Annotated in this window: 9 protein-coding genes; 5 read left to right on the top strand and 4 right to left on the bottom strand. The window is 59.3% G+C overall.

Translation table 11 applies throughout. The features are described 5' to 3' along the window. Nucleotide 1: 1 nt before the first annotated feature. On the top strand, nucleotides 2–1222 hold the full coding sequence (locus FJW08_RS25165; RefSeq protein ID WP_140812731.1) for a glycosyltransferase family 4 protein: 1221 nt from the start codon (nucleotides 2–4) through the stop codon (nucleotides 1220–1222). A 19-nt stretch (nucleotides 1223–1241) separates the two neighbouring features. Here the strand turns inward: FJW08_RS25165 and galE are convergent, their stop codons facing one another. Further along, nucleotides 1242–2216, bottom strand: coding sequence for a UDP-glucose 4-epimerase GalE (gene galE / locus FJW08_RS25160; protein ID WP_140812730.1), 975 nt, complete (start codon nucleotides 2214–2216; stop codon nucleotides 1242–1244). Further along, the gene (locus tag FJW08_RS25155; RefSeq protein WP_140812729.1) at nucleotides 2213–3187 is read right to left on the bottom strand and encodes a UDP-glucuronic acid decarboxylase family protein; all 975 of its coding nucleotides are present in this window, start codon (nucleotides 3185–3187) and stop codon (nucleotides 2213–2215) included. Before FJW08_RS25155 ends, galE begins: the two co-directional genes overlap by 4 nt. 397 nt (nucleotides 3188–3584) lie before the next feature. Here FJW08_RS25155 and FJW08_RS25150 point away from each other — a divergent pair, with 397 nt between their 5' ends. Then, nucleotides 3585–3779 (top strand): hypothetical protein, encoded by a 195-nt coding sequence (locus FJW08_RS25150; RefSeq protein ID WP_140812728.1) that lies wholly within the window; start codon nucleotides 3585–3587, stop codon nucleotides 3777–3779. A gap of 245 nt (nucleotides 3780–4024) precedes the next feature. Here FJW08_RS25150 and FJW08_RS25145 read toward each other — a convergent pair whose 3' ends face one another. Further along, the gene (locus FJW08_RS25145; protein WP_246682549.1) at nucleotides 4025–4837 is read right to left on the bottom strand and encodes a hypothetical protein; all 813 of its coding nucleotides are present in this window, start codon (nucleotides 4835–4837) and stop codon (nucleotides 4025–4027) included. A 252-nt stretch (nucleotides 4838–5089) separates the two neighbouring features. Between FJW08_RS25145 and FJW08_RS25140 the strand changes: the two genes are divergently transcribed. Further along, nucleotides 5090–6277: an FkbM family methyltransferase gene (locus FJW08_RS25140; RefSeq protein ID WP_140812727.1), complete on the top strand. Its 1188-nt coding sequence runs from the start codon at nucleotides 5090–5092 to the stop codon at nucleotides 6275–6277. Nucleotides 6278–6340: 63 nt separating this feature from the next. Here the strand turns inward: FJW08_RS25140 and FJW08_RS25135 are convergent, their stop codons facing one another. Then, a complete protein-coding gene (locus tag FJW08_RS25135; RefSeq protein ID WP_140812726.1) occupies nucleotides 6341–9148 on the bottom strand; it encodes a glycosyltransferase family 25 protein in 2808 nt (935 codons plus the stop codon). Nucleotides 9149–10023: 875 nt separating this feature from the next. On the opposite strand from FJW08_RS25135, the gene FJW08_RS25130 reads away from it, so the two are divergent. Together FJW08_RS25130 and FJW08_RS25125 are read left to right on the top strand one after the other, a co-directional pair. After that, on the top strand, nucleotides 10024–10338 hold the full coding sequence (locus tag FJW08_RS25130) for a hypothetical protein (protein ID WP_140812725.1): 315 nt from the start codon (nucleotides 10024–10026) through the stop codon (nucleotides 10336–10338). A 42-nt stretch (nucleotides 10339–10380) separates the two neighbouring features. Continuing rightward, on the top strand, nucleotides 10381–12845 hold a 2465-nt coding region (locus FJW08_RS25125; RefSeq protein WP_246682547.1), incomplete at its 3' end, for a DUF4347 domain-containing protein.

Genomic DNA, 12845 nt, shown 5'->3' with positions numbered 1-12845 from the left:
AATGATCGGCCGCGCTTCCCTTGTCATCGCTCTCTTTCCGTGGGGCGACGTCGTGGAGGAATTCCTCGATCCGATAGGGTTGCGGCTCAAGGATTTCGTCGAACAGATGACCGGCGGATGGCTGTTTGGCTACGCCTCCGCCCTACAGCTAGCCGGACACAGACCGGTCATTGTTTGCGCTTCTGAGCACGCCTCGGAGATAGAGTGCCACTACCATGCCGGAACGGACGTGCCGATCTGGATTGTTCCCGGCAGACGCGCGCGCCAAGGTCACTCGGCAGCGGCTCACAGTCTGCGACGCTGGGCCGCGACGCCGCTCCCGGCGTTCCGCAAGGTTCTCGCCCGGTCGCAATGCGACGTAATTCTCGTTCAAGAATATGAGTACACCCGCTTTGATGCGCTTGCCTGGTTGGCGCGCCGTATGCGCATTCCACTCTACGCAACCTTCCAGGGCGGAGACCGGACGCTCTCCTGGATTGAGGCGATTGCCAGACAGGCGTCGCTCCGTGCCTGCAGCGGCTTGATCATTGCATCGGCTGCGGAGCGTGAACGTGTCGCCAAAGCCTACCCGCACATTGCCCTCAACATCGCAAATATCGCCAACCCGATCGATTCCAGCGAATGGAAAGCGATAGGGCGCCAGCAAGCGCGGCAAGCCCTCGGGTTGGCGCGTGAGGTTTTCGTCGTCGTCAACCACGGACGCATCGACATTCGTCGGAAAGGGCTCGATGTGCTCCTGAAAGCCTGGTCCTTCTTTGCCGGCGACGCCTCATCGGAACTGGTTATCATTGGCTCGGGGCAGGACCGAGACGTCTTTGCCAGGCTGTTGAGCGAGGCCAAATTGCCGAATGCAAGATGGCTTTCCCACTACACCACGGATCGATCGATGATCCGGCATTGGCTTTCAGCGGCGGATGCCTATGTCACGGCCTCCCGCATCGAAGGCATGCCAGTCGCACCGCTGGAGGCGATGGCCTGTAGCCTTCCGGTCATTGCTACCGACGCACAGGGTCTGCCCGACATTTTGGAAAACGGCGAGGCATCCGGCGGTCTCATTGTTCGGAGGGATCAGCCGGCAGAAATTGCGCACGCACTGAAGAAGCTGAAGGATGATCCGGGCATGCGGAACCGCCTCGGCCAAGCGGCGCGGAAGCGGATAGAGGAAAACTTCTCGCTCGGCGCAGTTTCTGGCGCTCTTGATCGTTGGTTGACCGCGCGGTAGCGCCTCTTGTGAAAGATCATTACTGCCGGCTACGGTACCACGCCAGCGCCGTCTCGACGATCCTGTCGATACCGGATTGCTCGGACACCCAGCCGAGTTCCCGCTCGGCCTTGCCGGCGGCGGCAACAAGCGCTGGAGGGTCGCCCGGTCTGCGCGGCCCGTAAGCTACCGGGAGGCGCACCCCCGAAGTTCGGCTCACAGCGTCGACCAGTTCGTTCACCGTCGTACCCGCCCCGGTTCCGAGATTGTACACGTGGACGCCCTTGTCGCCGAGAAGCTTTTCCGCTGCCAGCACGTGGGCGCGGGCGAGATCGACAACGTGGATGTAGTCTCTCACTGCGGTTCCGTCGCGGGTGTCAAAATCGGTGCCGTTGATGGTAAAAATACGGCCCGGCCTCAGTGCGGCTTCAATGGCAAGCGGAACGACATGTGTTTCGGGTTCATGCCTTTCGCCGATTTCGCCGTCGGGATCGCATCCGGCAGCGTTGAAATACCGAAGCACGACCGCGTCGAGGCCACGAGCAACCGATAGATCCTCCACCATCCTTTCGATGATGAATTTCGACCACCCGTAGGGATTGACGGGCGACTGCGGGTGCATCTCGTCGATCGGAAAACGAACCGGAATACCATAAGATGCGCAGGTGCTGGAAAAGATCAGCTTGTCCAGGCCGGCCTTCAGCATTTCCTCGAGCAAGACCAGGGTCCCGAAACTGTTGTTCCGGTAGTAAAGATCCGGCCGCTCGACGGATTCGCCGACATAAGCGTAAGCAGCGAAATGAGCCACCACGTCCGGCCGATACTGGTGGAGAGCTGCCGCCACGGCCGCGGCGTCGGAAATATCTGCCTCGATCAACGGTCCCCACTTGACCGCGTCGCGCCAGCCCCGCGAGAGATTGTCGTAGGCAATAACAGACCATCCGGATTGGGCGAACGCCTTGCAGCAGTGCGACCCGATATAGCCGGCCCCGCCAGTGACCAGGACTGTCTTCATTCGGCGGCGGCGTGCCGGACATGCCCAGACGAAGCCAGGTCCTCGAAATACGCAATGGTCTTGGCAAGGCCATTACGCAATGCGACTCTTGGCTTCCATTCGAGTTCGCGCGCAGCATACCCGATATCGGGCTGCCGCTGCTTTGGGTCGTCGACGGGCAGAGCCGAAAATCTGATTTTCGATCGACTTCCGGTAAGTTCGATCACAAGATTTGCGAGTTCAAGCACAGTGAATTCGACCGGATTGCCGAGATTGACAGGACCGGTGACATCGTCGGGCGTCTGCATAAGGCGAACCAAGCCGTCGATAAGATCCTCGACATAGCAGAACGAACGAGTCTGCTCGCCCGTGCCGTATACCGTTATCGGTTTGTTTTGCAGCGCCTGCACGATGAAGTTGGAAACGACACGACCGTCATCTGGACGCATCCTCGGTCCGTAAGTATTGAAAATACGCGCTACCTTGATCCTCAGCTTGTGCTGTCGCCAATAGTCGAAAAACAGGGTTTCGGCGCATCGCTTGCCTTCGTCGTAGCACGAACGAGGGCCAATCGGGTTCACTCTGCCCCAATAGTCCTCTGTTTGCGGATGAACTTCAGGGTCGCCGTAAATTTCGGAGGTGGACGCCTGCAGAATCTTTGCGCGAACCCGCTTGGCCAACCCCAGCATATTGATCGCACCATGGACGCTGGTTTTGGTCGTCTGAACGGGATCGAACTGATAGTGGACGGGGCTCGCGGGACAAGCAAGGTTGTAGATTTCGTCAACTTCTACGTAGAGTGGAAATGTCACGTCATGACGAATGACCTCGAACGATCTGTTGTCGAGCAGATGAGAGACGTTTCTTCGGCTCCCTGTGAAGAAATTGTCGACACAAGCAACCTCATGACCTTCAGCGAGCAGCCGCTCGCACAAAAATGACCCCAGAAACCCTGCCCCCCCAGTCACCAGGATTTGTTTCGCCTGCTGCATTCTCGTGGTCTCCGGTTCAAATTAGGCAAGCCTAATATTCTAACCCGGCGGCAGGACCATTTGCCACTGGCCTGCTTTCAATTTGCGTTACCGGCATGACATTGTTCTCGATGGGACCCGCTATCGCGGGCGCCGACCTCTCGGGCAATTCAACGCGGCCGAATGGAGTTGCAAGGTTGAGGCTCGATGGCGCCTCGTCCGGTCCGACGTCTCGCCGGCGTCAGCGGTTGCGGAGGTTTGCCAGATTGTTTTTGGGAGTGCGATTCTCGCGGCAGGCCAAAATACTCACTTACCGTGCAAGGCGGTTAGAACCACATCTAGTCGAATACGCTCGCCCGAGACTCTCAACTTGGTTGCCGCGACGTCTGCTTTCGGGAACCCTCAAAGCGCGTCTCTCATGGCAGAGATCGGGCGCAAAGTTGCCCTTCAACACCAGGCCAAGGCGCTGGATTTCGGTTCATTTAGACATCTGGTGCGCACGAAGAGATTCGACTGCAATGGCTTAAACGAGAGCCCGATGGTGCCGTTGGCCGGGATCGACACGATACATGCAGCATTTGTTTTTATTTATTTTTTTGAACCAAAATTCTGAATAGGTATCACAATATGCAGCGCATTCATGGCAACTGCCGCAAACGGTGTCGATGAACACTTTCCGGCGCGACCCAGCATGACTGGCTGCAGCTTATGGGCGGTGCAATCGGTGCGAAATTCCGCTCGCAATGGGAGCGGCCATTGGCGCGCGCCGTCGAGAGCCCTTGAGCCTGCGAGCGGACGGTCCGCACTCTATTTCGCGCGTGACGATCCAAGGTGACAATACTCGCCGGCTTGGGCTGATCACGCGATGCGCAACAGCTCGCGCAGACGCACCGGCAGTCGGGGCGAGGCTTGCAGTTCCGCACAACTCGCCTCCCATCGCTTCAGGTACTCATCGATCGGGACACCGGTGCGGCCGGGCCAGCGATTGAGTGCGCCCAGCGCCTCGATGCAGTCCGGCGCGCGGTCATATTCGGCGAGGATGGTTACCGACATTGCCTGGGCGAATGGATTGAGGCTGGGTATTTCGATCTCGCGGCGATGATTAGTGAACCACGCCGCGGCGTCGCGGGTCAGCCCCTGGCTATCGGCGAGCGCGGTGTAGCGGTCGATGATGTCCTGGCGGTACCGGGCAATGGCATCGCCGAACGCGTTGTCGCCGGCGAAGGGCGGGGCCTCCTTCCAGCTTTTCGCCAAGCGCCCGAGCCCGCGCAGCGAGTGGGCCTCCACCATGGCTTCCTCGAGCCATTGGCAGGGGGGCGCCGGCTTGGCGTCCGGCTGCCAGCTATTGCAAAGGACATGGCCGAGCTCGTGGCCGAACTGGTAGGCGAGCTTCGACCAATCACGCTCACCGATGTCGACGATGATCCACGCCATGTTGCTGCCGTCCGGATGCAGCCAGATGGCCGGCGTGCCGGAAGTGTGCTCGTCGACACGCAGGCGGCTGGGCTGGCGGTCGGAGAGCAGGCGCACGCCATCCAGGCAGGCATGCCGCATGCGCTCGACGACCTGCTCGGCAGCGCCCTCCAGCATGCGGCCCCAGTCACCGGCAAGCTCGATGGGCGCGGTGAGGAGGGTTGGCCGCGGGCCGGCCGGGGATTGTGGGGGAGACATGGCCGCGTAGCCTGTGCTCCAACCACCCAAGCATGTCAACGCTGCCGCTGCTAGGCTCTCGGCAGCTGAACCCGCAAGCAATGTCAGGAGATTTCGTCGCTGCAACTTCGAACCCTGATGTCACGACTTCAGCCTAATGTGGCCCTGTAAAGCGAAAAATAGGAACTCCCAGCTTGTTCTGCTATCGGCCGAGGTCTAAAGCGTAGGCCAGCTTGAAAGTTGGACTACTCGGAAGCGGCTAGGGGCGTGAGAGTGGGCGAGGCGATCTTTTCCAAAACGTATGTTGGAGATGCTTTATCAAGCTGGCAGGTCGTCCACGAGCTGTCGACTCATATCGTCGGCGGAGCTTTGGCCGTTTGCGATAGTGACCACCGTGACTGGCATCTTCTACGACTTCACGATTCAGCTTTTCTGTTTCGAATGGTTCGGATGAAGTGCGTTGTCAGATTCTTCCCCACGACCACCACAAATTTCTACATCCATCATTACGGTTCTTTGGATGTTGCAGAAATTGGGTTCGACGGCACCATAATAAATAGGGGCATCAGTCACAACATTTCGATCAATGTTCGTCCAGATGACGCGATCGAGATCGATGTGAGCTTTTTGAATTGTCACGGGTCTCTCTCAATAGGTTGCTCCGACAATGGTCGCCCCGTTTATGCCGGCACTGGACTCGAACAGTTTGCACTCTTGAGCGTCCTGGTTGAAACGTTTGATGCATACCCCGAGTTGTCTCGCACGCCGGCGGAGGAGCGGATCATACTCGTCGATGTTGGCGGCCAAGGCGGGCTACAGCCCAAGTGGATGCTACGAGCCGATTGTATCACGCCCGTCGTGTTCGAACCCTTGTCGTCGGAAGCGACCATGATACGCCAAACCCTTGCGCGGATTCCGGGGGCGCAAGTGGTAGAAAAGGCGCTGGCCAACACTTCTGGCCCCCAAAAGCTGTATGTCACCGCCGGATCCTTCTGCTCATCCTTACGAGAGCCAAACTTTGATATCTTGCAGCACTATTCAGGAAGCCGCGTCTTCAAAGTTGTCGGTATTCAAGAGGTTGACTGCGATCGGTATGATGAGTTGTTCCGTGCAGGAGCGGTTCCGTCACCGGATGTCATAAAAATAGACGTCCAAGGTCTTGAATACGAAGTTCTACTTGGTTTCGGCCACCTTCTGGAATCCTGTTTGGCTATCGAGTTGGAAACGCATGTTGTTCCGATATATCGTGGACAAAAGCTTATTGGTGACATAGTAGATATTCTTGGTGATTTTGGTTTCGCCCTGCGCCAGCTTAGTCAAGTACCGCACTTCGATGGCGATGCAGTCGAATTTGACGCGCTCTTTACCAAGAGGCGCGATAAGGTCGCCGCTCTCTCCAGTCTAGCAAAGAGAAAATTTGCTGTAGCCAGCCAAGTGCTGGGAATACCTCCTTATCCGTGAGGCCGTGGATGGAGCGACGGTCGCTACCGAGATTCCTAGCTATGGAACCTCAACAGGTTGTCCTCATTCCAAGCTCACCCCTTGATCCGTCGCCACTCGATCTGAAGGTTGCTCGTCGTCCAAAATGACCAGTGGTGGCATGCAAAGGAAAGCTTGCATCGAGCCATATGCCGCACACATCGCGCAGTCGATACCCGTGTCGTCAAGGACGACGGCAGTTCCAGGAAATGGGATTAGCCTTCTTCGTAGCGGCAGGCATTTTTCCAGAAGTATCCGCGCACCTCTTGGTGTGATTGTGTAGGCCTGAAGCCCAAATGAATGCTCGACCTTTATGAGGGATTTGGCGAATTTCTCGGACTGAAACAAGGCAGTTCTATTGGTATATCGGCGATCGTAGAAATCCAGCTTGGCCTTCGAGAAACCAAGGTCCAACCAAATGAAAGATGGATCAAATATCCAGCCCCACTGTATCAAGTCCCATTCGGCGGGCGCTTGAGATAAAATATCGGCGGATTCCTCCATGAATCGAAACGATGCTCGAACGTCGTCTTCAAAAATAGTTATCGCCTTGTTTTCTGAAGCAGACAGCTTCCACAAGTTGATATGCGATAGAGCGCATCCCAGCGTGCCCGGGGGGTACGGACAATCACTGGTAATCAGCCCTTCCTTGATGAGCGCCCCCCTGTCGAGGGAAGTGCCGTCAACGGCCGATACGCGAACCGTATTGTGCATCAGATGCCAGTTGTTGCTTTGATAGCTGCTCCAGCGCTCGACGCTGCGGTCGAGGTTTATCAGGTGTATTTTCGGCGAATCCTTCGGCTCGACATGTCGAGCCGGCATCGGTAGGAAGCCCGGGAGCGTGACGCCAGTGGATACGGGGGTATCGCCCGCACCGTGCAACAGCGTTCGGGCGCGTTCGATCCCGTCACTCACATGGTATTGGCCGTCACCGAAAGTGATGTAGCCGTAGACCTGGCGGTTGTCCATGTACTGGACGATGCCGGCCTTCCTGGCGCTGTCGGCAAAGATGACATACTCGTATCTTGACGTCCCGTCATCATATGTCAGTTCCGTTAGCACGTCGGCGCGCACGAGATAGGTGCAGTGCACCAGCGGCATCTCGATGACGCCGCGCACATGCCGGTTGAGCACCCACCCATATTGGTCGCATTGCATGTAATAGCCCTTGGCATCGACCTCTGCGTGGTAGTTCGAATAATATTGGCCGGGCGAGATGGAGCGTAGCAGCGGCGCGACGATCGGCAGGTCGAGCGTGACAAGCTCTCGTAGCGTGGCCGGTCGCACGAAATTGTCGACGTCGGCGACGAAATAGAAGTCGCAATTGTGCTCAAGGGTCTTCCCCAGGCTGATGTTGCGGATTCGGCCGAGTACCTTGAAACGCGTTTCGTTCCATTCGTGTTCGCGAAACTGCTCGACCCGATCGGCCACGTCCGAGGCATCGAACTCAACCGCCGCGTAGAGGTGGCGTACACGCTCCACCCATTCGCGGAGTATGTGCTCGGTCCTGTCGGTGTTGTTGTTTGTCCTGATGTAAAGGACGATCGACCCCTTCGGGTAGTCGAGCGCCTCGATGCACTCGAGGTAAAGGGGGAGTGCCGGCTCTTTCTGCTTTGCCAGGATTGTTACCAGCACGCGCGGCGTGCCCTTCATGCGCGATCGCAACGAACGCTGCGGGATGAGCTTGTGCTGCTCAACCAAGCCCTCGGCGCCAAGCGTTCCTAAATTCGGTGGCTCGCTGACCTGCAGCTTGTCGGCGGCAAAGCGCGCGTTGGCCACCACGCGCTTCAGCATGTCTGGTGGCAACTTGTCGCTGGCCAGTAATTTCAGGCAGGCATCGAGTGATTCCCGGTATGCGCCTGACCAGTAGGCGTTGATTGAAAACTCATCGAGAAGCCCATAGTCGTAGACCCAGGGCTGAACGAAAAGGCCCGCAGGCACATCGAAGCTCAAGCCGCGACGCGCATGCTCACGGCCCTCTGCGTTTCGGCCCTGCTTGCGGCAGTAAAGGCTAGCCGCATGCAGAGCCTCCGCGCGGGAAGGTGCAGTCTGGGTTGCACGCTCATATATGCCGATGATGTCTTCGAATGGCCTGTCCAGGGCCGCCATCAGGTTACCCGCCTCCAGCAGGCTTACATAGACCTCCTCGTTCCAAAATCCTTGGTCGGCACGCTTCAGATAGTGCTCAAGCGCTTTTTCACGTTCACCGCAGTCTCTATAGCTCTGCGCCAAATAAAATGTGTACCGCGAAATCAGGAACGGATCGGTTTCGGTTCCGAGGACATCCTCCAAAACTGCCGCATCGTCCTGGTATTTCCGCGGATTTTGACTGCGCGCTCCGCCACGCCCCGTCGCTATCCTGAAACCCTTGGCAGTCTGACGAGTAATGGGACCGGTGGGGGCCTCGAGATATTCATGCAGTACACCCTTGAAGGAGAAGGGCAGCCGGTTGCGACACATCTGCGGGCGATAAAACGAAATGCCGCCATGAGACACCTCGACGTCATATAGATCGTGTTCCATCTGCGACTTGAAAGTGTTCGGATCGAAGCTGGGGTCTAAGATCAGGACATCGTCCGCATCGATGATCATTGCATAGTCGACCGTCTCGACTTCACGCAACCGATCAAGGGCGAATGTACGGTTGTATGCGAAGTCCCGCCACGGCTCGTCGATGACAACGCCCTTGACATTGTGAGCGGCGATGAAGCTGCGGATAATTTCTTGCGTGCCATCCTCGGAACCTGTGTCGACGACGAGCACATAATCTACAAGGGGGAGCACGCTAGCGAGGCATTGCAGAATGACCTTCGCCTCGTTCTTGACGATCATACATAGGCCGATTGTGCTCATGCAAATCCCTCGGTCATGTTGAGGCAGAGGCGCTTGCGGCTTGTCATCTGTGAATCGTCGGCTCCGTGCGGCGGTCCGTCACGCCCCTCGACTTAGTTCACCGTCATTTGCCAGGTGTCGTCAAGATCGAGAAACGTTGATGCGTGGTTCTAACTGGCACCCGCCAGAGGCCTGCCACGCCCGACCTTGATCATTTGCGACATGGCTAGAGTTGGAGAGGAGACGTTAAGTCCTAGGTTCTCAAGAACAATTTTCAGCAATTGCCGACAAAGAATGGCCGGCGCCCGCCCTTGATCAATTATCCGTCCGCTTATAGTTTACAAATCCCTAATTTTTGGTTTACTAATATACATCGTTGAGTGCACTCGCGCAGTTTCGCGGGTGGGTTGGCGTTCTTGAGAGGGTTTTAGGAGTTCTGGAGTAGCTAGGCCCCTTCGCGGCTGAAGCAGGTGCGTTCGCAAAGCGTGCGCTGCCGCGCATATGTTTGTCCTTCTTCTGGAGGCGGACGGGTTCCCGTTCCGGAGTTCCTCTCGAGTTTTCGCCGCGACATCGGCGTGGACGTGACGGGAGTGAAGTCGTGAGTTGGGTAAAATCGCGTGCGCATCGCAGGAAGAGTGAAGCCTTGGCTTCGCCACCCCCTAACCATTCGCGGCCGGACCTCGGAACCGATCTAGGGATCGGCTATCGGCGCTGCCGTTTGCCAGACGAACAAATCCAAAAACCAGCGCGGCGCGCCGTCGGCACACGTGGTGCACAACGGCGCCCGGCGTCTGCCCACCCACCCACCAGACCGGCCGCGTCGCGCTCGGTCGGGCGCTTCTAGAAGACCGAACACGAAAGGCGCGGCGCAATCGTCGCTGACCGAGGAGGAAATGATGAGCTACATAGAAGGGTTTGCGGTCATGGAAGTTGCCGTTAGAGGCGTCTTGCCCATCGGCGACTCGACCGAAAATGTGCCTTATTTTATCCTGGACACGGCCAAGAGCGCTATCGTCGGTCAGGTCATTCTTCCCAAGGCCGTCAAGCGAAGCCTCGCCGTCGCTGTCACCGTCAAGGTTCCGGCCGCGGCCGGCTCACTTGCGATTGGCACGTTTGACGATGGCGGGACTTTCCAGGTCGCCAGCTTCCTGCGCGTAGAGACCCCCGCCGTAGACCGTCCCGACGGTGCTGTCGGGCCGTCCGGAAGATGACGCGTCTCAAGTTGTTGTCCTCAGCGCTCGCCAGCCAAGCCGGTGGGCGGTTTCCGCTTGAATAGAATTCGAAGCCAACAGGAGCCAGTCATGGCCCGCGCCTCTGAAATTCTTTTTGTCGACCCCTCAGTCTCCGACCTCCAGACCGTTCTCGGCAACGTGCGACCCGAGGTTCAAGCGATTGTGCTCGACGGCCGCTGGCCGGCGGCGCGGCAGATCGCTGCCGCGCTCGCAGGGCACGAAAGCCTCGATGCGGTCCATATTATCGCGCACGGCGCGCCTGGCCGGGTTAGCTTCACCGCGGGAGAGTGGTCGGCCGCCACACTGAAGGAAGAGGCCGAGGATCTTGCCGCGATCCGCAGGGCGCTTGCCGCGGACGGCGAACTGCGGCTGTGGAGCTGCGAGACGGCTTTAGGGAATGCTGGCGAGACGTTCGTAGCGGCGCTTGAAGAGGCCGTCGGCGCGGACGTCCGCGCATCGAGATCGCTGGTTGGCGCAGCCAAGTTAGGTGGCTCTTGGGGAATGTCCGAACACGCGGCCAGACCCCTGCCGCCCCTGACCCAGGATGGGGTGGTGCATTACGGGGGAGTCCTTACCGCAGGTGATTTGACGCTGACTGGATCGATAGATGGCTCCGGAAAGAGCATTAACACATTTTACTTATCAGATTCGAAGAACACTCCTGCCACTTCTGACGACGTCATAGTCGGAAGTTTCGTTCTTCCGGGTGATCCGACCGCCGGATCACTCTTTTCTATAACTATTACTGTTCCTGATATAACTCATACTTATCTTGTCTATGATTCAGGATTTCATTTGTACGGTACGCTAACGTCTGTTGAAGATCTGCCACCCACTGTTCCTCCGACCTATCATTTCAGTTTCACGACCACGCCCATCAATGCCGTTGGCGGATCGAGCAACAATGGCGATCATTTTGATGGAGGCAATTTAAGCGTCGCCAGTGCCGGCACTCCAGGCCCCACTGGTCCCACAGGAGCAACGGGCGCGACAGGAGCCACAGGCTCTACTGGCGCGACCGGCGCCACGGGTGCGACTGGGGCCACAGGCTCTACTGGCGCGAGCGGCTCATCGGGTGCGACTGGCTCGACCGGCGCCACGGGTTCGACTGGCGCGACCGGAGCCACAGGTGCCACAGGCGCGACAGGTTCTACTGGCGCAAGCGGCTCGACTGGAGCCACAGGTTCTACGGGTGCAAGCGGCTCGACGGGAGCGACTGGCGCAACCGGAGCGACAGGTGATACCGGCGCCGCGGGTTCCACTGGCGCCACGGGTTCTACAGGTGCGACCGGCGATACCGGCGCAACTGGCTCTACCGGAGCAACGGGCTCTACTGGTGCCACCGGTTCGACCGGCGCCACGGGTGATACCGGAGCGACAGGTTCGACTGGCGCAACCGGCGCCACAGGTGCAACCGGCTCGACCGGCGCCACGGGCGATACCGGTGCCACTGGCTCTACCGGAGCAACTGGTTCGACCGGTGCCACCGGCTCGACCGGCGCAACGGGCTCTACTGGTGCCACCGGTTCGACCGGCGCCACGGGTGATACCGGAGCGACAGGTTCGACTGGCGCCACGGGCGATACCGGTGCCACTGGCTCTACCGGAGCAACTGGTTCGACCGGCGCCACCGGCTCGACAGGTGCGACAGGCTCTACCGGTGCGACTGGCTCGACCGGCGCCACGGGTGATACCGGAGCGACAGGTTCGACTGGCGCAACCGGAGCCACAGGCGCGACCGGCGATACCGGAGCAACCGGCTCGACTGGTGCCACAGGCTCGACCGGAGCGACGGGCTCGACCGGAGCAACCGGCTCGACCGGAGCAACCGGCTCCACCGGAGCGACGGGCTCGACCGGTGCGACGGGCTCGACCGGTGCAACCGGCTCCACCGGAGCGACAGGCTCGACCGGAGCGACGGGCTCGACCGGAGCAACCGGCTCCACCGGAGCGACAGGCTCGACCGGGGCGACCGGCTCGACCGGAGCGACGGGCTCGACCGGAGCGACAGGTTCGACCGGGGCGACTGGCTCGACCGGAGCGACAGGCTCGACCGGAGCGACCGGTTCGACGGGCGCGACCGGCGCAACAGGCTCGACTGGTGCCACGGGCTCGACCGGTGCAACAGGCTCGACCGGAGCCACTGGCTCTACAGGTGCAACCGGCTCGACCGGTGCCACGGGCTCGACCGGAGCAACGGGTTCGACCGGAGCAACGGGTTCGACCGGAGCGACCGGCTCGACAGGGGCAACGGGTTCGACCGGCTCGACAGGTGCAACTGGGTCGACCGGGGCAACGGGTTCGACCGGAGCGACCGGCTCTACTGGAGCAACTGGTTCGACCGGAGCGACCGGCTCGACAGGTGCCACTGGCTCGACCGGAGCAACCGGCTCGACCGGAGCGACCGGTTCGACCGGAGCGACCGGTTCTACCGGAGCGACCGGTTCTACCGGAGCGACCGGTTCTACCGGAGCAACCGGCTCTAC

Origin of the sequence: Mesorhizobium sp. B3-2-1, assembly GCF_006439515.1 — a bacterium.
In the GTDB taxonomy this organism is placed as follows: Bacteria; Pseudomonadota; Alphaproteobacteria; order Rhizobiales; family Rhizobiaceae; genus Mesorhizobium.
This window is presented reverse-complemented; position numbering and strand designations above follow the sequence as displayed.

Excerpts from the sequence above, each read along its gene's own strand:
- FJW08_RS25165 (WP_140812731.1), top strand. The coding sequence starts at position 2 with ATGATCGGCCGCGCTTCCCTTGTCATCGCTCTCTTTCCGTGGGGCGAC.
- galE (WP_140812730.1), bottom strand. The coding sequence starts at position 2,216 with ATGAAGACAGTCCTGGTCACTGGCGGGGCCGGCTATATCGGGTCGCAC.
- FJW08_RS25155 (WP_140812729.1), bottom strand. The coding sequence starts at position 3,187 with ATGCAGCAGGCGAAACAAATCCTGGTGACTGGGGGGGCAGGGTTTCTG.
- FJW08_RS25150 (WP_140812728.1), top strand. The coding sequence starts at position 3,585 with ATGGCAGAGATCGGGCGCAAAGTTGCCCTTCAACACCAGGCCAAGGCG.
- FJW08_RS25145 (WP_246682549.1), bottom strand. The coding sequence starts at position 4,837 with ATGTCTCCCCCACAATCCCCGGCCGGCCCGCGGCCAACCCTCCTCACC.
- FJW08_RS25135 (WP_140812726.1), bottom strand. The coding sequence starts at position 9,148 with ATGAGCACAATCGGCCTATGTATGATCGTCAAGAACGAGGCGAAGGTC.
- FJW08_RS25130 (WP_140812725.1), top strand. The coding sequence starts at position 10,024 with ATGAGCTACATAGAAGGGTTTGCGGTCATGGAAGTTGCCGTTAGAGGC.